Source organism: Rahnella sp. WP5, from assembly GCF_000745615.1.
GTDB lineage: Bacteria > Pseudomonadota > Gammaproteobacteria > Enterobacterales > Enterobacteriaceae > Rahnella > Rahnella aceris.
In genome coordinates this window covers 253,823-274,134 of record NZ_JQJR01000011.1, presented here as the reverse complement: position 1 = coordinate 274,134, position 20,312 = coordinate 253,823, and the positions used below count along the sequence as shown (strand labels likewise).

General features: G+C 54.7%; 17 protein-coding genes and 1 pseudogene. 9 read left to right on the top strand and 9 right to left on the bottom strand.

The window, feature by feature from the left end; all coding sequences use genetic code 11:
- Window positions 1-164 precede the first annotated feature (164 nt).
- Window positions 165-1,064 carry a LysR family transcriptional regulator gene (locus EX31_RS11655; RefSeq protein WP_037034896.1) on the bottom strand — a complete coding sequence of 300 codons (900 nt, stop codon included), beginning with the start codon at window positions 1,062-1,064 and terminating at the stop codon, window positions 165-167.
- A gap of 118 nt (window positions 1,065-1,182) precedes the next feature.
- Here EX31_RS11655 and EX31_RS11650 point away from each other — a divergent pair.
- From EX31_RS11650 to EX31_RS11620, 7 genes and pseudogenes are all read left to right on the top strand, one after another.
- Window positions 1,183-1,955 (top strand): annotated as a pseudogene (locus EX31_RS11650) (SDR family NAD(P)-dependent oxidoreductase).
- A gap of 304 nt (window positions 1,956-2,259) precedes the next feature.
- A complete protein-coding gene (gene bglF / locus EX31_RS11645; protein WP_037034895.1) occupies window positions 2,260-4,134 on the top strand; it encodes a PTS beta-glucoside transporter subunit IIABC in 1,875 nt (624 codons plus the stop codon).
- A 22-nt stretch (window positions 4,135-4,156) separates the two neighbouring features.
- A complete protein-coding gene (locus tag EX31_RS11640) occupies window positions 4,157-5,554 on the top strand; it encodes a glycoside hydrolase family 1 protein (RefSeq protein ID WP_037034894.1) in 1,398 nt (465 codons plus the stop codon).
- A gap of 168 nt (window positions 5,555-5,722) precedes the next feature.
- Window positions 5,723-6,571 (top strand): transcriptional antiterminator BglG, encoded by an 849-nt coding sequence (gene bglG / locus EX31_RS11635; protein ID WP_037034893.1) that lies wholly within the window; start codon window positions 5,723-5,725, stop codon window positions 6,569-6,571.
- Window positions 6,572-6,801: 230 nt separating this feature from the next.
- Complete coding sequence (gene ansP, locus EX31_RS11630) at window positions 6,802-8,283, top strand: L-asparagine permease (protein ID WP_013575047.1); 1,482 nt, start codon at window positions 6,802-6,804, stop codon at window positions 8,281-8,283.
- 134 nt (window positions 8,284-8,417) lie between these two features.
- A complete protein-coding gene (locus tag EX31_RS11625; RefSeq protein ID WP_037034892.1) occupies window positions 8,418-8,615 on the top strand; it encodes a hypothetical protein in 198 nt (65 codons plus the stop codon).
- Window positions 8,615-9,421 carry a hypothetical protein gene (locus EX31_RS11620; protein WP_037034885.1) on the top strand — a complete coding sequence of 269 codons (807 nt, stop codon included), beginning with the start codon at window positions 8,615-8,617 and terminating at the stop codon, window positions 9,419-9,421. Before EX31_RS11625 ends, EX31_RS11620 begins: the two co-directional genes overlap by 1 nt.
- Before the next feature lie 20 nt (window positions 9,422-9,441).
- Here EX31_RS11620 and EX31_RS11615 read toward each other — a convergent pair whose 3' ends face one another.
- Window positions 9,442-10,131 carry a fumarylacetoacetate hydrolase family protein gene (locus EX31_RS11615; RefSeq protein ID WP_013575050.1) on the bottom strand — a complete coding sequence of 230 codons (690 nt, stop codon included), beginning with the start codon at window positions 10,129-10,131 and terminating at the stop codon, window positions 9,442-9,444.
- 92 nt (window positions 10,132-10,223) lie between these two features.
- On the bottom strand, window positions 10,224-11,018 hold the full coding sequence (locus EX31_RS11610; RefSeq protein ID WP_037034883.1) for an SDR family NAD(P)-dependent oxidoreductase: 795 nt from the start codon (window positions 11,016-11,018) through the stop codon (window positions 10,224-10,226).
- A 103-nt stretch (window positions 11,019-11,121) separates the two neighbouring features.
- Here EX31_RS11610 and EX31_RS11605 point away from each other — a divergent pair, with 103 nt between their 5' ends.
- The gene (locus tag EX31_RS11605) at window positions 11,122-11,568 is read left to right on the top strand and encodes a winged helix-turn-helix transcriptional regulator (RefSeq protein ID WP_013575052.1); all 447 of its coding nucleotides are present in this window, start codon (window positions 11,122-11,124) and stop codon (window positions 11,566-11,568) included.
- Window positions 11,569-11,746: 178 nt separating this feature from the next.
- Here the strand turns inward: EX31_RS11605 and EX31_RS11600 are convergent, their stop codons facing one another.
- From EX31_RS11600 to EX31_RS11580, 5 genes are read right to left on the bottom strand one after another with little or no spacing between them, the layout of a single operon-like run.
- Window positions 11,747-13,774: a CocE/NonD family hydrolase gene (locus EX31_RS11600; protein WP_037034881.1), complete on the bottom strand. Its 2,028-nt coding sequence runs from the start codon at window positions 13,772-13,774 to the stop codon at window positions 11,747-11,749.
- Window positions 13,771-15,414 carry an ABC transporter ATP-binding protein gene (locus tag EX31_RS11595; RefSeq protein ID WP_015689688.1) on the bottom strand — a complete coding sequence of 548 codons (1,644 nt, stop codon included), beginning with the start codon at window positions 15,412-15,414 and terminating at the stop codon, window positions 13,771-13,773. Before EX31_RS11595 ends, EX31_RS11600 begins: the two co-directional genes overlap by 4 nt.
- Window positions 15,411-16,238 carry an ABC transporter permease gene (locus EX31_RS11590; RefSeq protein WP_013575055.1) on the bottom strand — a complete coding sequence of 276 codons (828 nt, stop codon included), beginning with the start codon at window positions 16,236-16,238 and terminating at the stop codon, window positions 15,411-15,413. The genes EX31_RS11595 and EX31_RS11590 overlap by 4 nt, the downstream gene beginning before the upstream one ends.
- An 11-nt stretch (window positions 16,239-16,249) precedes the next feature.
- Entirely contained in the window at window positions 16,250-17,197 is a 948-nt protein-coding gene (locus EX31_RS11585) for an ABC transporter permease (protein WP_013575056.1), read from the bottom strand.
- A complete protein-coding gene (locus tag EX31_RS11580; RefSeq protein WP_013575057.1) occupies window positions 17,197-18,780 on the bottom strand; it encodes an ABC transporter substrate-binding protein in 1,584 nt (527 codons plus the stop codon). The genes EX31_RS11585 and EX31_RS11580 overlap by 1 nt, the downstream gene beginning before the upstream one ends.
- Before the next feature lie 219 nt (window positions 18,781-18,999).
- Here EX31_RS11580 and EX31_RS11575 point away from each other — a divergent pair, with 219 nt between their 5' ends.
- A complete protein-coding gene (locus EX31_RS11575; protein ID WP_013575058.1) occupies window positions 19,000-19,281 on the top strand; it encodes a CBU_0592 family membrane protein in 282 nt (93 codons plus the stop codon).
- A 119-nt stretch (window positions 19,282-19,400) separates the two neighbouring features.
- Here the strand turns inward: EX31_RS11575 and EX31_RS11570 are convergent, their stop codons facing one another.
- On the bottom strand, window positions 19,401-20,291 hold the full coding sequence (locus tag EX31_RS11570; protein ID WP_015689689.1) for a LysR substrate-binding domain-containing protein: 891 nt from the start codon (window positions 20,289-20,291) through the stop codon (window positions 19,401-19,403).
- Window positions 20,292-20,312 lie beyond the last annotated feature (21 nt).

Below are 20,312 nucleotides of genomic sequence, written 5' to 3'. Positions count from 1 at the left end.
GAGGAAATGAATATGCAATTTACGTTTTTTGATTTTGTTTTTTATTTGTGAACGGGATCAAACTGACGGCGGTGTTTGCTTCATCGGCGCGGGGATCCGGACTGGCAAAGGCCCGCGTTGAGCGGGATGCCATCTCCGTTGAATGGGCTGAGACAGGGGGGTTATCACTCTTCCCGCCAGCGGAAATAACCGGTCACTGCTTTTAATGCGGCGGGTAATTGGCGGTGGCCGGGGTAATAGAGAAAGAATCCGGGAAAGGTGACCGACCAGTCTTCAAGCACCCGGATCAGCTTACCTTCCGCCACCAGCGCATCATGTTCAGCACTCTGCGCGCTGTACACCAGCCCGATTCCGTCGAGCGCAATGCGGGTCATCATGCTGACGCTGTCGACCACCAGCGGCCCGCTGACGGGCACGGTAATCTGTCGCCCATTTTTTTCGAACTCCCAGCGGTACAGCGAACCGCTGGCAATTTCCCGACGCCCAATGCAGGCATGGTTTTTCAAATCGGCAGGCGTTTGTGGTTGCGGGCAGCGGGCGAAATAATCCGGCGAACCGTACACCGCAGAGTGAAAATCGGCGGTCAGGCGTACCGCACTCATGTCCTGCTGAACATCGCCCCGGATGCGTACGCCTGCATCAAACCCCTCACTGATGATGTCCACGAAACCGTCATTGGTGGCAAGTTCCAGCGTGATATCCGGGAACGCCTGACAAAATTTGGGCAACTGCGGCAGGAAAACCATGTCAGCAGCGATGCGTGGCGTATTAATACGCACCGTGCCTTTGGGTATCTCCCGTAAAGCGTTCACTTTCTCCATCGCATCAGAGATGACTGATAATGCCGGCACCACTTCCGCCAGCAATGCGTAACCCGCTTCGGTGGGCGATACCTGCCGCGTTGTGCGGTTAAGCAATCTGACGCCCAGACGCTCTTCCAGCGAACGTAAGGAATGGCTCAGCGTTGAAGCGGTTAAATTCAGCCGCGCCGCGGCTTTGCGGAAACTCTTCTCTTCCGCTACGGCGACAAATGCTCTCAGTTCTCCGAATTCGTGGGTGCGCATCAGTTTCCTATTGATGAATAAAAGCCAGTAAAGCATGCGATATAACATGGCTTATTCACAACAATCAATGCGCTTATAGTCAGGCCTCGGTTTGGGAAATTCATCAACGGGGAAAAATATGTCGCAAACATTACGGTTACAGGGGCGGGTTGCGCTGGTCACGGGCGGCGGCTCAGGCATCGGGCGGGCGGCCGCACTGGCGTTTTCACGCGATGGTGCGAAAGTCGTGGTGGCAGGAAGACGGGAAACGGCGCTCCAGGAAACGGTGATGATGATCCGTGAACGGGGCGGTGATGCCCTGGCGGTGCCGACCGATGTGTCAGACAGCGCGCAGGTCCGGCATCTTATTGCCGCGACGCTGGCGCATTACGGGCGACTGGACGCCGCGTTTAATAATGCGGGTGTGGAAGGTTTTGCGCCAGTCAGTGACATGACAGAAGCGGAATTTGACCGGGTGATTGCCACCAATCTGAAAGGCGTCTGGCTGTCAGTGAAATATCAGCTGGCAGCCATGACCGCCGCAGGGCGTGGCGGCGCGATTGTGAATACCTCTTCCTGGCTGGCGCACGGAGCCAGTATTGGCTCTGCTGCGTATTCCGCCAGCAAAGGCGGGCTTGACGCGATGATTCGCGCTATAGCGCTGGAAACCGGTGCGCAGAATATCCGCATCAATAACGTTAATCCCGGCATTATCGATACCCCGATGGCGCGGCGGATGGGCGCAAATGAAGAAACGCTGATCCCTTTTGTACGCCTGACACCCGCAGGGCGCGTGGCGAACCGGCAGATGTCGCGGATGTTGTGGCGTGGTTGTGCAGTGATGAAGCGCGATTTGTGACCGGTCAGAATCTGCTGGTCGATGGCGGATTTACGGTGGCGGGCCTGCGTTAGTCAGGACAAAAAAGACCGAGGCTCAGGGACGGGCGTCAGTCTGCACAAAGTCTGAAGCCGATCACAGTTTCATCATCCGGCGGATATTACGACTTGTTTCTGTTTCCGATTCGCCAGAGAATCCGGTTCAGAAAGCAGGATTGTTACTGTCTGACAGGCAAAACCTAAACTTCTCGTTTCTTCGTGTATGACGAAGAGACCGGACGTTTAGGTTTTTTTTTGGCCTGAATTCAGGGGCCGGCCGCCCCTTTGCAACGCAACGGCAATGTCGTGCACGACGCCCTTACTCTGATGAGATGACACTATGGAATACAGAACATTAGCCGACGAAATTCTCCGCGGAGTGGGCGGAAAGGAAAACGTCAACAGTGTGGTGCATTGTGCCACCCGTTTACGCTTCAAGCTAAAAGATACCCGCAAAGCCGATGCTGCCGGGCTGAAAGAAAATCCGGGCGTGATCATGGTGGTCGAGAGCGGTGGTCAGTTTCAGGTGGTGATTGGCAATCACGTCGGTGCCGTCTATGAAGCGCTGGTGAAAGGCAGCGCGCTTTCAGACGGCAGCGATGACGACAGGGGTGATAACGGCAGTGTGTTTGCCCGTGCGATTGATGTCATTTCCGGCATATTCACGCCGTTTATCGGCATTATGGCGGCATCGGGGATCCTGAAAGGTTTTCTGGCACTGGCGCTGGCCTGTGGCTGGATGGTGCCGGAAAGCGGTACCTATAAAGTCTGGTTCGCCGCCAGCGACGCTATGTTTTATTTCTTCCCGCTGGTGATCGGTTATACCGCCGGTAAAAAATTCGGCGGTAATCCGTTTGTGACCATGATGATTGGCGGCGCGATGGTGCACCCGCTGATGATCGCCGCATTTGATGTACAGCAGTCCGGCGCGCACAGCGAGCATTTCTTAGGCATCCCGCTGGTCTTTATCAATTATACCTCTTCGGTCATTCCGGTGATTCTGGCCGCGTGGGCATCAAGCTGGCTGGAAAAGCAGTCGATGAAAATTTTACCCGGCGCGCTGCGTAACTTCATCACACCGCTGATCTGCCTGATGGTGATTGTGCCGCTGACATTCCTGGTTATCGGGCCGGTCGCGACCTGGGCCAGTCAGCAACTGGCCCATGGCTACCAGTTTGTTTATCACGTCAGCCCGATGGTCGCCGGTGCCTTTATGGGCGCACTGTGGCAGGTCTGTGTGATCTTCGGTCTGCACTGGGGGCTGGTGCCGTTGATGATCAACAACTTCAGCGTGCTCGGCCATGACACCATGCTTCCGCTGTTGCTGCCTGCGGTGATGGGACAGGTTGGTGCGGTCGCGGGTGTGATGCTGCGGAGCAAAGATGCCCGTACCCGAGCATTGTCAGGGTCGGCGATCAGCGCCGGGATTTTCGGTATCACGGAACCGGCGGTGTATGGCATCACCCTGCCGCATCGGCGTCCTTTTATTTTTGGCTGCGTCGGCGGTGCGCTCGGCGCTGCGGTGCTCGGTTACTTCCAGACCACGGCGTATTCCTTCGGTTTCCCCAGTGTCTTCACGTTTACCCAGATTATTCCGCCCACTGGTTTTGATAAAACGGTGACCGCCGGGATTGCAGGCACCCTGATTGCGCTGTTGTTTGCCGCACTGGCGACTTATTTCTTCGGTGTAAAACAAGAAGCGGTCGCGCCGGAAGTCAGCGAAAAGGCCCAGGCCGATGCGTTACAGGCGCCGCGCGGCAAAACGCTGATCGCCAGCCCGATGAGCGGACCGTGTATCGCACTCGACACAGTGAAAGATCCGACATTCGCCAGCGGCCTGCTGGGTAAAGGTGTGGCCATTGTGCCTGTCGCCGGAAGGGTGGTCTCACCGGTAGACGGCACGGTGGTTTCACTGTTCAAAACCCATCACGCCATCGGAATTGAATCGGAGGACGGCGCAGAAATCCTAATCCACGTCGGCATCGATACGGTGAAGCTGGACGGCAAATTCTTTACACCACACGTCGCGGTTGATGCGGTGGTGAAGCAGGGGGATCTGTTACTGGCGTTCGATATACAGGGCATTACGGAGGCGGGATACGACCTGACAACGCCGGTGCTGGTCACCAACAGCGACGATTATCTCGACGTCATTCCGGCCTGTGTCGGACAGGACGCCAGCGAACAAACCCTTTTACTGACTTTATTACGATAACGACCAGAGCCTGGAGGTTCACATGAACAAGCCATTTCCAAACGGATTCTTATGGGGCGGTGCCGTTGCCGCTAATCAGGTGGAAGGTGCGTACCTGACCGACGGTAAAGGCTTATCCACATCGGATCTGCAACCGCAGGGTGTTTTCGGCCCGGTGCAGGAACGCACGGAAGGGGATTTCGGCGTGAAAGATGTCGCCATCGATTTCTACCACCGTTATCCGCAAGATATGAAATTGTTCGCTGAAATGGGTTTTACCGTTCTGCGCACCTCAATCGCCTGGACGCGTATCTTCCCTCAGGGGGATGAATCGCAGCCGAACGAAGCGGGTCTGGCATTCTACGACCGACTGTTTGATGAGATGGCAAAATACGGTATTACACCGCTGGTGACGCTTTCCCATTACGAAATGCCGTACGGCATCGTAAAAAAACACGGTGGCTGGGGCAGCCGCGATACCATCGGTTTCTTTGAAAATTATGCCCGCACGGTGTTCAGCCGTTATAAAGATAAAGTCAAACACTGGCTGACCTTTAACGAAATCAATATGTCGCTGCATGCGCCGTTTACCGGCGTCGGATTGCCGGAAGACAGCAGCAAACAGGACATCTATCAGGCCATTCACCATCAGCTGGTTGCCAGTGCCAAAGCGGTAAAAGCCTGTCACGAGATCATTCCTGACGGCAAAATCGGCAATATGCTGCTTGGCGGAATGCTGTATCCGCTGACCTGCAAACCGGCCGATATGATGGAAACCTTGCAGCAGAACCGCGACTGGTTATTCTTCGGCGATGTGCAGGTGCGCGGCGCGTATCCGGCTTATATGCCGCGTTTCTTTAAAGACCGCGGCATGGAAATTAATATTACTTCTGAAGATAAAGCTGCGTTGAAAGAAACCGTCGACTTTATCTCATTCAGTTATTACATGACCGGTTGTGTCACCACGGATGAAGAACAAAATATTAAAGCGCGTGCCAATATATTAAATATGGTGCCGAACCCGCATCTGCAAAGTTCCGAATGGGGATGGCAGATTGACCCGGAAGGGTTGCGCTTCTTAATGAATGAGCTTTATGACCGTTATCAGAAACCGCTATTTATTGTGGAGAACGGTTTAGGCGCGCGCGATAAAGTCGAAGCTGACGGCAGCATTAATGATGATTACCGCATTCAGTACATCAATGACCATCTGGTTCAGGTGCGTGAAGCCATTGAAGACGGCGTGGAAGTGATGGGTTACACCAGCTGGGGACCGATTGATCTGGTCAGCGCCTCGAAAGCGGAATTCTCCAAGCGCTATGGTTATATCTATGTAGACCGCGACGATCAGGGCAATGGCACGCTGGAGCGCCGCCGTAAGAAAAGTTTCTTCTGGTATCAGGAAGTGATTAATTCAAACGGTGCGTCATTAACATCCTGATCTGATCCTGTCTGTAGGGACTTAAGGCCATCGTCACGTTTTGAGGGCAAAATTTACGTCTGACTGAGGATCGGATCTGGTAAAATTATCAGGCAGATCCCAAGACTGCGGCAGACAAAACCTGATCATCCATACGGACGATCAGGTTTTTCTTTTCAGGGAGTTACAATGAAAATCGCCAAAATACTCAATAATAATGTGGTGGTTGTCGTCAGCGGGCAGCAACGCGAACAGGTGGTGATGGGACGCGGGCTGGCGTTTATGAAGAAAGCCGGGGATGAGCTGGATGAAAGCAAAATCGAGAAAATTTTTGCCCTGCAGAATGACGAACTGGTCGCGCATCTGACGGAGTTGCTGTCGCATATTCCGATGGAAGTGATGACCACCTGTGATCAGATTATTTCGCTGGCACGCGAACGGCTGGGGAAATTGCAGGAAAACCTGTATATCGCGCTGACCGATCACTGCAATTTTGCCATCGAACGGCAGAAGAAGGGCGTGCCGATCAGTAATGCCTTGCTGTGGGAAACCCGCCGTCTGTATCCGAAAGAATATGCGCTCGGGCTGGAAGCGCTGGATATCATCGATTCGCGCCTCGGCGTGCGATTGCCGGTGGATGAAGCCGGTTTTATTGCCCTGCACCTGGTCAATGCGCAGCTTAACGGCGAAATGCCGGAAGTGGCGCAGATTACCCGCGTGATGCAGGAAATCCTCAATCTGGTGAAATACCAGCTGCGTATTGAGTACGACGAGGAGTCGCTGAGCTACCAGCGCTTCGTCACCCATCTTAAATTCTTCGCCCAGCGGATGCTCAGCCGCACGGTGGTAGCCGACGATGACATGAGCCTGCACGTGGCGGTAAAAGAAAATTACCCACAGGCGTGGCTGTGCGCGGAAAAAATCGGCGATTATCTGGCCGCGCAATATCAGCGCGAACTGACCACGGAAGAAATTATGTATCTCTCCATTAATATCGAACGGGTGAGAAAAGAGTGTCTGCCGAAAGGATCGTCCTGAGCGCACGCAAGCGCAAAATTTGCTGCGCGAAATATGACTGTTCACAATTTTTAATGACGGTTTTTTTTGCCACGGTTAGTGAGAACAGGTAGCATCCTTCGCCGTTATTGCACCAAAACAGTTCCGGCTAAAAAAACTACAGTGGGTAAACCCCATAAACGGCGAGGCTTGCAATCGTTTGCTTGCAGCACCCGGCGTCAGGTGAAGGTTATTTTGGAGAACAACTCATAATGAAGTCTCATAAAAAAACGGCAGAGGCGAAGCACGCGGCTAAACGGCGCTGGCTGGACTCTCACGATCATGGTTATCACAAGAGTATGGGCAACCGTCAGGTTCAGATGATTGCCATTGGTGGTTCTATCGGTACCGGTCTGTTTCTCGGCGCGGGTGCGCGTTTACAGATGGCGGGTCCGGCGCTGGCTATCGTGTATGCGGTGTGTGGTATTTTCTCATTCTTTATCCTGCGTGCACTGGGCGAACTGGTTTTACACCGTCCGACCAGTGGCAGCTTCGTATCCTATGCCCGTGAATTCCTGGGTGAAAAAGCGTCTTACGTAGCAGGCTGGATGTACTTCCTGAACTGGGCGATGACCGGCATTGTCGATATCACCGCAGTGGCTCTGTACATGCACTACTGGGGAACCTTCGGTGATGTTCCGCAATGGATGTTTGCGTTGGGCGCACTGGCGATTGTGGCAACCATGAACATGATCGGCGTGAAGTGGTTCGCTGAGATGGAATTCTGGTTTGCGCTGATCAAAGTGGCGGCGATTGCTATCTTCCTGGTGGTTGGCGTGGTGTTCCTCGGCACCGGCAAACAACTGGACGGTAACACCACCGGTCTGCATCTGATTACCGACAACGGCGGTATTTTCCCGCACGGTCTGTTACCGGCGCTGGTTCTGGTGCAGGGCGTGGTCTTTGCGTTCGCGGCCATTGAGCTGGTCGGTACGGCGGCGGGCGAAACCAAAGATCCTGAGAAAGTGCTGCCGAAAGCCATTAACAGCGTGATCTGGCGTATCGCTTTGTTCTACGTCGGCTCCGTGGTGTTACTGGTGCTGTTGCTGCCGTGGAATGCCTATCAGGCGGGCCAAAGTCCGTTTGTCACCTTCTTCAGCAAGCTGGGCGTGCCTTACATCGGTACCATCATGAATATCGTGGTTCTGACCGCAGCGCTGTCGAGCCTCAACTCCGGCTTGTATTCCACCGGTCGTATTCTGCGTTCCCTGTCGATGGGCGGTTCAGCACCGAAATTCATGTCGAAGATGAGTGCGCAGCAGGTGCCGTACGCCGGTATTCTGGTCACTGTCGGCATTTATGTGATCGGTGTAGTGCTCAACTATTACGTGCCTTCGCAGGTGTTTGAGATTGTCCTGAACGTCGCCTCACTCGGCATCCTCAGTTCATGGGCTTTCATCATCGTCTGTCAGATGAAACTGCGTACTGCAATCAAAGAAGGTCGTGCGAAAGACGTTTCCTTCAAAATGCCGTGGGCACCGGTGACCTCGTGGCTGACGCTGGCCTTCCTGGCGGGCGTTCTGATCCTGATGGCGTTTGACTACCCGAACGGCACCTACACGGTGGCGACCATTCCGGTGCTGATCATCCTGCTGGTACTGGGCTGGATAGGTCTGCGCAAACGTGCTGCTGAAGTGCATGCCGAACAGGCTGCGCAGGAAGAAGCACATCAGGAAAGTATTGAAGCGAAGTAATTCGTTTCGCAGATTCCAGCAAAGGGCTGCCGTCATGGCGGCCCTTTTTCATTCCTGCCCGTAAAAAATCTGAAACAGCCACAATGTCTCTTTCCTTTGACTAGGCTTATTCTTTTATGAGGAGAGGCAAACCTATGTTGAAGATTGTTTTACAAATATTTTCCAGCCCGGAAAAATTTCTCGGACTGTTCAGTGCCGCAGACATGGAAAATACGCTGGAAGAGGGCGAGCGTATTCTGATTGATGAAAACGGTACGGCATCAGTCAATCCGGCTAATCAGGAGATGCAGGCAGACTTTGCCCGCCACGTCAAACGCATGAGCGTGCTGTAATGGCGACAGCCGTTTTCATGGTGTTAATGGTCTGCGGCTACTGGTATACCACCCGCGACATTTCATCGCGCTTCAAACTTAAACGCACCTTTGGCTGGGACGTCTATTTTCTGGTGGCGCTGTATGGCTGTATTTTTGTCCTGCAGGGCGTACTGGTAATAGCACTGCTATATCTGGTGCTGTGGGGGATTTCCGGTGTCATCAACTGGCTGCCCGCCTTGCCGCATTTGCATCAGGATGTGCACTACCAGCGTGATTTCATCAACTGGAGTTTCTTAGGCATTCAGGCACCGGTGGTGATTATGCTTGCCGTCTCCGTGATGCTGTGTCTGGTCCGCACTACCTGGTCACCGGGCTTGCGCCTTAATACTGCCGGACGCAGAGAGTTGTACAAACAACTTACCCGCGCCAACGGCGTGGAAGGGCTGTTGTATCAGTGTATGGAAGAGGGCGATATGGTATTCATCACCCTACAGTCGCGGCGTGTTTATATCGGCATGGTGCATACCGCAAGGTGTGAAACAAGTTCGTCGGACAATGTGGTCGTGATCCCGATGGTCAGCGGTTATCGCGATAAAGACACACTGGAGCTGCGCGTTGAGCATAATTATGCCCGCTATTATCAGGAACATGGCATCACTCCGGTGTCAGATCCGGTGAGCGCGCTGAAGTTTCGTAAGGTGATTTTACTTAGCCAGATAGAAACGCTGTCGCTGTTTGACCCGTCAAGTGCCTGTGCGTTCGAGAAGCTTATTCCGCTGGTTGAAGAAGAAATGGCCCGGAAAATTGGTGAGAAGGACGCCTGAAATAAGGCGTCCTGCATGCATTACACGATAGTGAAGCTGAAATCACTCAGACCTTCGATGCCGCCGGTGATCACATCACCGCGCACTACCGGACCCACACCTGCTGGCGTACCGGTATAGATCAGATCACCGGGCTTGAGTTCAACCGCCTGAGAGAGATAGCTGATGACGTCCGCTACCTGCCAGATCTGGTCGCTCAAATCACCGCGCTGACGTTTTTCACCGTTCACATCGAGCCAGATTTTACCGGCAGCCGGATGACCTGTCTGACTCACGGGTTGCAGCGGATTCGCCGGTGCGGAATCATCAAACCCTTTGGCGAAGTCCCACGGACGTCCCAGTTTCTTGGCCTGCGCCTGAATATCACGACGGGTTAAATCTACGCCCACGGTATAACCCCAGACGTGTGACAGTGCGTCTTCAGCGGCAATATCTTTACCGCCTCTGGCAATCGCAACGACCAGTTCTACTTCATAATGCAGATCGTCGGTCAGCGTCGGGTACGGCACATTGCCGCTGGCGGGAACCACGGCATCAGCCGGTTTGCCAAAAAAGAAAGGCGGTTCGCGGTCAGGGTCATGACCCATCTCACGGGCGTGCTCGGAATAGTTACGGCCAACACAATACACGCGGCGCAACGGAAAGCGGGCGCTCTGGCCTTCGACGGCGAGAGACGGAACTTCGGGTGCAGCAATTACATATTCAGTCATCGTATTCACTTCACAAAGTTATCGAATTAACATATTTGCAAAGCGAATCAACATTGACCAGTAAATTTATGTTACTGGTCAATGTGTCACTGTCAGGCCTTGTAACGCGGTGCGGCGTGAGCCTGCAGGAAGTTCGGTACCATTGCACTGCGCAGGGCATCAAATTCATCCCACTGTTTTTCGTCCTGCAATGGTGGAATGGTGATTTTTTCTTTGCGGTCAAAGCCCAGCAAGGCGGCATCCACCAGTTCACCCACTTCCATTACACCCGGCACTTCATCGATATTTTTGCCCGAACGTTCCCAGATTTCCGTTCGTGTTGCGGCAGGCAGCACCGCCTGAACGTACAGACCGCGCTCGGCCATTTCAAATTGCAGCGTCTGGCTGAAAGTCAGCACAAAGGCTTTGGTGGCGGAATATACCGCAGATTGCAGTTCCGGCGTCAGCGCCATTACCGAGGCGATATTAATAATCGCCCCGTCTTTATGCTTGATCAGACCGTCGAAGGCCACGCGGGAAAGACGCGCCACCGAGGTGACGTTCAGCGTAATCAGATTCCCGATGGCGTCGGCATCGCTGTTTTCAAAACCGGCTTTCAGCGAAGCCCCGGCGTTATTGATCAGCAGGGAAATCTGCGGTGTTGCACGGATAAAATCTTCTACCCGTGCCAGATCTTCGCTGCGGGTTAAGTCTGCGGGTAACACGGTGATTTTTACGCCGGTTTCATCCTGCAGGCGTTCAGCCAGTGTTTTCAGGCGCGTTGCATCACGGGCAACCAGCACTAAATCATAACCGCGTTTCGCCAGACGGTCGGCGTAAGTGGCCCCGATGCCGCTTGATGCACCGGTGATTAAGGCCACGGACTGAGTGCGAATTGTATCTGACATAGTAGAACCTCGGTGTTGGATAGGGTGGTTTAATAATAAAACCAGATGATTTTTAGCATCGGTGGTTTTATAATGCAACCAGATTCTTTAAGCAGGAGGTGCCATGAAACGAACCCGTCTGGAAAACACGCCTTGTCCGGCTGGCCGTGCGTTGGATTTAATCGGCGACTGGTGGACGTTGCTGATTGTCCGCGATGCGATGTACGGCCTCTCACGATTCAGTGAATTTCAGCGCAGTCTGGGGGCGGCGAAGAACATTCTCAGTTCCCGCCTGAAAGCGCTGGTTGCCGAAGGCATTATGAAGATTGAACCGGCGGCAGATGGTTCGGCGTATCAGGATTACGTGCTGACGGAAAAAGGGCTGGCGCTGCAACCGGTGCTGGTCGCGCTGGGGCAGTGGGGAAGTGAATATTTGTTTGAAGCTGGCGAAGCCTGCACGCAACTGGTAGATATCGAAAATCGCCAGCCGCTGCGTAAGCTGGAAATCCATGCGCAGGACGGGCGGGTGCTGGAAAGCCGGGATATAAAGGCGATTATTCCTGAATCTTGATCGAGAATTCGGTCGACTCCCTCCCCTGCGAAGGGGAGGGTTGGGGTGGGTATTAAAGTTAAATCAATAAGTTGAAGTTTACTTAAACGAGGTGTCAGCCCTTAAAACCCCCTCCCGGCCTCCCCCTTCGCAGGGGGAGGAGCAAGGCAAAATCACGGCTTATGGGAGCAAAAAAACATTACCGCGCAATCCTCTCGTGCCAGTATTTCGTGAATTCCTCTTCGCCGTTCAGGCTGACCACCATATCGCCGCTGACGATAAAGTGTGTCAGGTCGCTGCGCAATTCGAGGGTGATTTCTGCTTCCATCCACCAGCCTTCACGTCCCATCTTCATGGTCTGCGTCAGCAGATAGCGCGCGGATAACGGATCACTGTTACTGACCGACAGCTCGCGCCGCAGATTGTGATCGACCGTCGTGTCGATATCATCGAAGCGGTAAACGCCTTCACCGAAAACGCCACCGACGCCGTTGGTCACGCTGGTCCAGCTGTCGGTGAGGAAATCGTAAGTGATGTTGCGATCCACGCGCCCTGGCGACAGCACAGTTTGCGGTGTCAGCGGCGCGCTTTGTGGCTCAGCAATCGGGCCGTCGATGGATACCGGCTGTTCGCACACCGGCAGGCTGAGCTGCGCACTGTGCAAATCCAGCGTCAACGTGGCGACCTCCGCCATCGGCCAGATCATCGGCCAGAAGGTGGTCGCCAGCGAGAGTCGAATCCGGTGACCGGTGGCAAAGCGGTGTGCGATACCATCCAGTTGTACCGGTACTTTGACTTTCTGACCGGGGATAAGCGGCACAGATTGATCATGGCCGTGCAGATGCGACAGATTCAGCCAGCCGTGCGTGACACGGTTTACCGAACCGTCCGGTGCAACGTCAGAAAGCCGGACGTACAACATCGCAGCCGGTTTATCGCTGCTCAGTTCGACGGTAAATTCCGGGAAGCCAAAAATGGTCAGCGGCTCGGCCAGCGGTTCGCCATCAAAGATTTCTGCCATGCCGTCATCGACACGCTGATCCGGCGGCATTTCGCCGGGCACACCGGCACCCATCCATTCGCCGGCCATCAGACCGTGATTCTGCGGTGAACAGATGTTGATAACGCCTGCGTCAACGTCCGGCTGAGTATTGAGCTGGCCTCGTGTGAGCCAGCGCGGGATGTGATTGATATTGCTGGCGGTGCCGCGATCAAATCCCACCCATTCACCACGGCTGACCGGACGCATCGCCGAGGGCGGCTGGCTGTCCTGCAACCAGGTCTGGATCATCGGGCCTGCCATCGCGCCGTTGTCTTCGCCTTTCAGCCAGTGATCCCACCAGCGTACCGCTTCCTGCAGGAAACCGATCGCCGGTTCCGGTGTGCCGTCCTGCGGATAGATATGCGCCCACGGACCGAGAATGGCGCGGCGTGGCACTTTCAGATTGTCCATCAGGCGGAACACTGCGTTGCTGTAGGCATCTGCCCAGCCGCCGATGGCCATCACCGGACACTGAATAGCGGACCAGTCTTCGCACACCGAACCATGCTGCCAGTATGCGTCGCGCAGCGGATGTTCCATCCACAATGCCGGGAAGAATGGCATGTTTTCCAGACGGTTCAGCCAGTCTTTGTACCACCTTTCACCGACCAGTGCGGGGTCGGAAGGTCGGCTCTGGTACGCCAGCATAATGCCGCCCCACCAGAGATTGTCATTAAGCAGGCAGCCGCCTTTGTAGTGAATATCGTCGCGGTAACGGTCATCCGTTGAACACACGGTGATGATGGCTTTCAGCGCGGCAGGGCGGCGGGCGGCAACCTGCAAACCGTTAAATCCGCCCCAGGATTTCCCCATCATGCCGACGTTGCCGCTGCACCAGCGTTGTTCGGTGATCCACTCAATCACCTCCAGCGCATCATCCTGTTCCTGCAACAGATATTCGTCAGCCAGCAGTCCGTCGGATTCGCCGCTGCCGCGCATATCCACGCGCACCACGGCGTAGCCGTTTCCGGCGAAAAAGCCGTGCATTGGTTCGTCGCGGGTGCGGGTGCCGTCGCGTTTGCGGTAAGGAATGTATTCGAGAATGGCCGGAACCGGCTGGTGTTCAGCGTCATCCGGCAGCCACAGGCGGGCAGCGAGGCGTGTGCCGTCCCTCAGCGGGATCCACAGATGTTCAGTCACGGTGACGGCGTGAGGGAATTCAGTCACGATGCGTTTGGTGCTCATAAAACTCCTGTCGAAGAAATGGCTGCCGCAGGAAGCGCCGTGCCGCGCAGGGCGAGAACCTCGTCCAGCCAGCTGGTGCGCATTTCCGGTACGGAGGTCAGCAGTTTTTCAGTGTAGCTGTGCATTGGCGCGCTGAAGACCACGTCGGTATCGCCGCTGGCGACCACCTGACCCTGATACATCACCGCCACCTGATGGGCGATCCGTTTTACCGTGCCCAGATCATGCGTGATAAACAGATACGACAGCCCGAGCTGTTGCTGTAAGCGGCGCAGCAGATTCAACACTTCTTCCGCTACCAGCGGATCGAGCGCCGACGTGGCTTCATCGCAGATAATCAGTTCCGGCTGTGCGGCCAGTGCGCGGGCGATACAGACGCGCTGCTTCTGCCCGCCGGAAAGCTCGCCGGGACGACGGTCGATCAGTTTAAGCGGCAGTTCAGTCAGGCGGAGTAACTCTTCGACGCGCTCGCGCACCTGTTTTTTGTTCATCCCAAAGTAGAAGGTCAGAGGGCGGCCAATGATATCCAGCAGCGTCTGACGCGGATTCAGCGCCACGTCAGGCAGCTGATAAATCATCTGCATACGGCGCAGCGTTTCTTTATTGCGCTGGTGAAAATTATGCGAAAGCGCAATGCCGTCGAAATCCACCGTGCCTTCGGTGTCGGGTAGCAATCCGACCAGCGCCCGCGCCAGCGTACTTTTGCCGCTGCCGGATTCGCCGATAATCGCCAGCGTTTTGCCACGCGGCAGTTGCAGGCTGACGTCGTGTACCACCCGTTTACCATTGTAGCCGGTGCTCAGTTTTTGCAGGGTCAGCAACGGCTGACCGGCAGATTCATGACCATCGGCCAGTGGTGTTAGTGCGTGTTCACGCTCTGCCACCAGACGCCGCGTATATTCCTGCTGCGGGTTTTCCAGAATGGTTTGCGTACTGCCGGTTTCCACCTCTTTGCCGTGGCGCAGCACCATAATGCGGTCGGCAAGTTGTGCGACAACGGCCAGATCGTGGGTGATATACAGCGCGGCGGTGTTGAATTCACGCACCAGTTTGCGCAGCATCACCAGCACTTCAATTTGCGTGGTGACGTCCAGCGCGGTGGTCGGTTCATCCATGATCAGCAAATCAGGTTTACAGGACATCGCCATCGCGGCCATTGCGCGCTGAAGCTGGCCGCCGGAAAGCTGATGCGGATAGCGTTTGCCGATGTTTTCCGGATCCGGCAAATCCAGTGAGCGGAACAGTGAAATTGCCCACTGGCGGCTTTCTTCTTTGTTCATCAGACCGTGGCGGATCGGGCCTTCGCAGACCTGTTTTTCGATGGTCAGCGCCGGATTAAATGACGCCGCCGCGCTTTGCGCCACATACGCCACGCGCCTGCCGCGCCATTCGCGCTTTACGCTGGAAGGCTGAGAAACGATATCGGTGCCATCCAGGAAAACTTCGCCACCGGCAATGCGGCAGCCCTGACGCGCATAGCCTAACGCTGCCAGCCCGATGGTAGACTTGCCCGCACCGGATTCACCAATCAGACCGAGCACTTCACCCGCCGCCAGTTTCAGGGAAATATCCTGCACCAGCGGCGAACCGTCGAGGGTTTCGATGCGCAGCCCGCGCATTTCTAAAATTGTGCGTGTCATGCTTCATCTCCATGCGGCAGACTATTCCGCGCCAGCAGCCAGTCGACCACCAGATTGACGCCAATCGTCAGCAGGGCAATCGCTGCTGCCGGATACAACGGCGCGAACTGACCAAAGTTAATCGCCTGCGCGTTGTCGCGCACCATGCTGCCCCAGTCGGCATATGGCGGCTGAATGCCCAGACCTAAGAAACTTAAGCCCGCAATAAACAGGAAGGTAAAGCAGAAACGCATCCCGAATTCCGCCAGCAGCGGTGGCAGGGCGTTGGGCAGAATTTCTTTGAACAGCACCCAGCGCAACCCTTCGCCACGAAGACGCGCTGCTTCAACATATTCCTGACAAACAATCGCCTGCGCCACGAGCCTTGCCAGACGGAACACGCGGGTAGCATCGAGCAGGGCGATGGTCAGCACAAGTACGGGAATGGACGTGCCCATCACCGACAATACGATCAGCGCGAAAATCAGCACCGGAATCGACATCACGGTATCGACGATACGTGACAGCACCACATCCACCCATTTTCCGTAAATTGCCGCCGTAAAGCCGGTGATAATGCCGATGATAAAAGAACTGAAAGTGATGGTCAGCGCGATGGCGATGGTGGTGCGTGCGCCAAACAGGATGCGGGAAAGCATGTCGCGCCCGAGACTGTCAGTGCCAAACGGCGTGGCGGCGGAAGGCAGCAGCCAGATGTCGCCGACCTGTTCGGTTTCGCTGTGCGGGGCGAGCCATGGCGCAAAAATAGCTGCCAGCAGGTTCACCGCAATAATCACAATCCCTATCCAGGCCGACAGCGGGATGTTAATGAAATATCGGTTCATGTGTCCCCCTTTTAGCGCGCATGGCGCAGGCGTGGATTGCACCAGATCGCCAGTAAGTCGGCGGTGGTGTTGAGGAAAATGTAAGTGCCGCCAAACAGCAGGCCACAGGCCTGAACCACCGGCAGGTCGCGCTTGGTTACCGCATCCACCATGTATTGCCCGATACCCGGATAGACAAACACCACTTCCACCAGGATCACACCGACCACCAGATAGGCCAGATTGAATGCCACCACGTTGATGATCGGTGCAAGGGCGTTTGGCAGCGCGTGCGCGACCACGATACGCCAGCGCGGAATGCCTTTAAGCACCGCGCTTTCGATATATGGGCTGGCCATCACCGCAGTGACTGAGGCGCGCGTCATGCGCAGCATGTGTGCCAGCACCACCAGCGTCAGGGTGAGCATCGGCAGGGTGCAGACGTAAAGGCGGTCAATAAACGACGAACTGCTGTCGACCATTGCCAGACTCGGGAACCAGGTCAGACGAATGGCGAAGGCGATCACCAGAATGTAGCCGACAAAAAACTCCGGCACCGAAATGCTGATGAGCGTCAGGGTATTTGCCAGCCGGTCAAAAACGGAACCGCGCCAGATAGCTGATGCGATCCCCAAACCGACAGCCAGCGGAATAGCGATCACCGCAGCGTATCCGGCGAGGAACAAGGTGTTCGCCAGACGTGGCAGCAATTCGTCACTGATAGCGCGACCGTTCGCCAGCGAATGCCCTAAGTCGCCGTGCATAATGCCCGCCAGCCAGTGCAGATAGCGCAGCACAGACGGTTCATCCAGCCCGAGTTGCAGGCGCAACGCGGCAACGGTTTCAGGCGTGGCGCTCTGGCCTAAAATGGCCGTCGCGACGTCGCCGGGCAGCATTTCCGTGCCGATAAAAATCAGCACAGAAACCAGCCACAGCGTGATAATGCCTAACAGGATCCGCTGTAAAATCCGTTTTTTCATCATGCCTCCAGCCAGACGCGCTCGGCCAGACGACCACCCATGAAGTTGAACATCGGATGTGGCCTGATACCGCCGACTTTTTTGCTGGCTGCATCAAGATAATCGCCAAACAGCGGGATCATTGCACCGCCGTCGTCGCGCACGATACTTTGCAGTTCACCATAGATTTCAGCGCGTTTGCCTTCATCGAGCAGTGAGCGTGCCTGCAACAGCAGGGCATCAAACTTCTCATCTTTCCAGTGGGTGTCGTTCCATTTGGCAGTCGACTGATACGCGGTGGAGAACATCTGGTCAGCCGTCGGACGTCCGCCCCAGTAACCCATGCTGAACGGGGCTTTCATCCATACATCGTCCCAGTAGCTGTCGGCGGGCTGGCGTTTGATGTTGACCTGAATGCCGCCTTTTTGTGCTTGCCCCTGGAACAGGGCGGCCGCGTCGAGCGCACCGGCAAAAGCGGCGTCAGAGGAGGACAGTTCGATGTTGAGATCCGTCAGACCGGCTTTTTTCAGGTAGAACTTCGATTTGTCCGGATCGTAAACGCGCTGTTCCAGGCTGTGATTGAAGAAGCGGTCTGTCTTCGGGATCGGATGGTCGTTGCCCAGCGAACCGTAGCCACGCAGCACGGTATCGAGGATTTTCTGGCGATCTATGCCGTGTTTAATTGCCATGCGCACGTCGTTGTTATTGTACGGCGCGACGCTGCAATCCATCAGGAAGGTGAAATGCTGACCGCCGGATGAACGCACAATGTTCAGTGCCGGGCTGCGTTTAAGGAAATCGACGGTTTTGAAATCGACACGGTTAATCGCGTGAACCTGGCCGGAAATCAGGGCATTGGTGCGGGCGGTCGGGTCGTTGATGACCAGCACTTCCACGGCATCAACAAAGGCGCGATCCGGCTTCCAGTAGTTCGGGTTGCGTTTGAACAGCGATCGCACGCCCGGTTCGTACTGATCAAAGATAAAACCGCCGGTACCGATCGGATGCGACCAGTCGGTAAAGCCGTTGGGTACCACCACCAGATGGTAATCCGCCAGCAGATACGGCAGGTCGGCGTTGCCACTTTCAAGCGTGATCAGGATCTGGTTGTCGCCCTGTTTGGTCAGACCGGTAATCGGGGCCAGTTGAGTTTTGATGGCGCTTTTGGATTTGTCGCCGCGATGCAGGTTGATGGAATAAAGAATGTCATCTGCATCCAGTTTTTTACCATTATGGAAGGTGACGCCATCACGAACGGTAAACACCCACTCGGTGGCACCGGGTTTGGCTTCCCAGGCGGAGAACAATTCAGGTGTGGCTTTGTTATTTTCATCAATTTCAATCAGGCCGTTCATCAGCATATATGCCTGATTTAATGGCACCCAGTCGCTGAATAATGTCGGGTCCAGCGTATCACTGGTATTTCCCCCTGACATACCCAGTTTTAATATGCCGCCTTTTTTCGGCTCAGCAGCAAAAGCAGAGAACGGTGAAAAGCCCATAGCACTGGTAATACCCACAGCAGAAACGCTGGTAATAAAGCCGCGACGGCTAAGTTGTGCATCCTGCATTAATTTCGTCAAAGGGGAATTATTATCTTTCATTAATTATCTCCATAGTACGTGCTGGAATTTTATAGGTGCAGGCGAAATACCCCGGGTGTTTCTAAATTGGCGCAATGGATTGCCTTGATGATTTATATCAAAACCCCCTGTTGAACTTGCATGAGAATTTATCATGAGGGTATGCGAAAAATGCGCGGCAGAACACCCTGAAAAGCTTTATTTTTCTCAGCTATCAACGTCTGGAAAGGGAAGTGACCGGTGGAACTGCATACGGTTGTCGGTTTAATTGGCGTGTTTTGCTATCTTCTGGCTTATGCGCTGGTTCAAATGCGCAGGCTAGCGGTTGATGCTAACAGTTACGCCTATCTTAATATAATCGGCGGCGTGTTTGGCCTGTATTCGTTAAGTCATGATTTCAACCTTGCATCCTGTATTTCGCAGTCATGCTGGCTGTTATTCACATTAATTGGTATGAATTCTGCGAGAAAACGCAGATATCTGGAGAAAAACAAAATACCGCCAGCCGATGTCAATTCATAATATTTTATTATGATGTCGGATTATTATTATTTTTCATAAATCACTGTGAACATGATCTCGTCAATCCTGCTGAATATTCATTGCCAGACCGGATATCCGGCCTGGCAAATTCATTCATTTTACGGCTGTTTTAACCAGTTAATCACTTTATGCACCACAGGTTTGAGGAACCGGTCCTGCGGCGTCAGCATGTAGCATTTTCCCGCGGCAGCCAGTTTGCCGGGATGTGCGGCGACCAGTTGGCCGTTATTGATGTAATCCTGCACCAGTCCTTCCCAGCCCAGCAAAATCCCATCACCCAGTACCGCCGACTGCACCAGAAACGGATAGTTGTTGGCCCGCCATGTTCTGCGCGGCGTGACGAAGCTGACGTCCTGCGACGCAAACCAGTCGCGCCAGCCGGTCCATTCGCGTTGCGGGTCATCCTGAATAAGCAATGTCTGTTCAAGTAAATCGGCGGCGCTGGCGTCAGGTGGCATACGGCTGAGGAATGCCGGCGAGCACATCGGATAACAGACTTCGTCAAACAGCGCCTGTACGTGATAACCGGGCGGTGGCTCGCGCAGATAGAAGATAGCCAGATCAAATTCTGATGACTTGAGATCTGAAAAGCTGTCGGAAATCTTCATGCGGATTTGCAGGTCGGGCAGCAACTGACGCAACGAGGAAAGACGCGACGAAAGCCACAGGCCGCTCATGGCGCTGGTGCAGGCCAGCGTGACCTGCGGCAAACCGTTCCAGCCCATGACTTCCGCCGTGGATTGCGAAATATCGCCCAGTAATTTACGCACTTGTTGCGCATAGGTTTCACCGCGCGGCGTCAGGGTCGTTTTACGCTGGGCGCGCTGGAAAAGCTTACAACCGAGCATTTCCTCCAGTTGAATGATCTGGCGGCTGATGGCGCTTTGGGTAAGATTCAGCTCGTCGGCTGCCCGGGAAAAACTGCAATAACGCGCCACGCATTCAAAAGCCACCAGCGTGTTCAGTGGCGGTAACGGTTCTATCTGCACGGTAAAAGTGTCTCCGGATGG

Coding starts and splice junctions, on each gene's coding strand:
- EX31_RS11655 (WP_037034896.1), bottom strand. CDS start 1,064: ATGCGCACCCACGAATTCGGAGAACTGAGAGCATTTGTCGCCGTAGCG.
- bglF (WP_037034895.1), top strand. CDS start 2,260: ATGGAATACAGAACATTAGCCGACGAAATTCTCCGCGGAGTGGGCGGA.
- EX31_RS11640 (WP_037034894.1), top strand. CDS start 4,157: ATGAACAAGCCATTTCCAAACGGATTCTTATGGGGCGGTGCCGTTGCC.
- bglG (WP_037034893.1), top strand. CDS start 5,723: ATGAAAATCGCCAAAATACTCAATAATAATGTGGTGGTTGTCGTCAGC.
- ansP (WP_013575047.1), top strand. CDS start 6,802: ATGAAGTCTCATAAAAAAACGGCAGAGGCGAAGCACGCGGCTAAACGG.
- EX31_RS11625 (WP_037034892.1), top strand. CDS start 8,418: ATGTTGAAGATTGTTTTACAAATATTTTCCAGCCCGGAAAAATTTCTC.
- EX31_RS11620 (WP_037034885.1), top strand. CDS start 8,615: ATGGCGACAGCCGTTTTCATGGTGTTAATGGTCTGCGGCTACTGGTAT.
- EX31_RS11615 (WP_013575050.1), bottom strand. CDS start 10,131: ATGACTGAATATGTAATTGCTGCACCCGAAGTTCCGTCTCTCGCCGTC.
- EX31_RS11610 (WP_037034883.1), bottom strand. CDS start 11,018: ATGTCAGATACAATTCGCACTCAGTCCGTGGCCTTAATCACCGGTGCA.
- EX31_RS11605 (WP_013575052.1), top strand. CDS start 11,122: ATGAAACGAACCCGTCTGGAAAACACGCCTTGTCCGGCTGGCCGTGCG.
- EX31_RS11600 (WP_037034881.1), bottom strand. CDS start 13,774: ATGAGCACCAAACGCATCGTGACTGAATTCCCTCACGCCGTCACCGTG.
- EX31_RS11595 (WP_015689688.1), bottom strand. CDS start 15,414: ATGACACGCACAATTTTAGAAATGCGCGGGCTGCGCATCGAAACCCTC.
- EX31_RS11590 (WP_013575055.1), bottom strand. CDS start 16,238: ATGAACCGATATTTCATTAACATCCCGCTGTCGGCCTGGATAGGGATT.
- EX31_RS11585 (WP_013575056.1), bottom strand. CDS start 17,197: ATGAAAAAACGGATTTTACAGCGGATCCTGTTAGGCATTATCACGCTG.
- EX31_RS11580 (WP_013575057.1), bottom strand. CDS start 18,780: ATGAAAGATAATAATTCCCCTTTGACGAAATTAATGCAGGATGCACAA.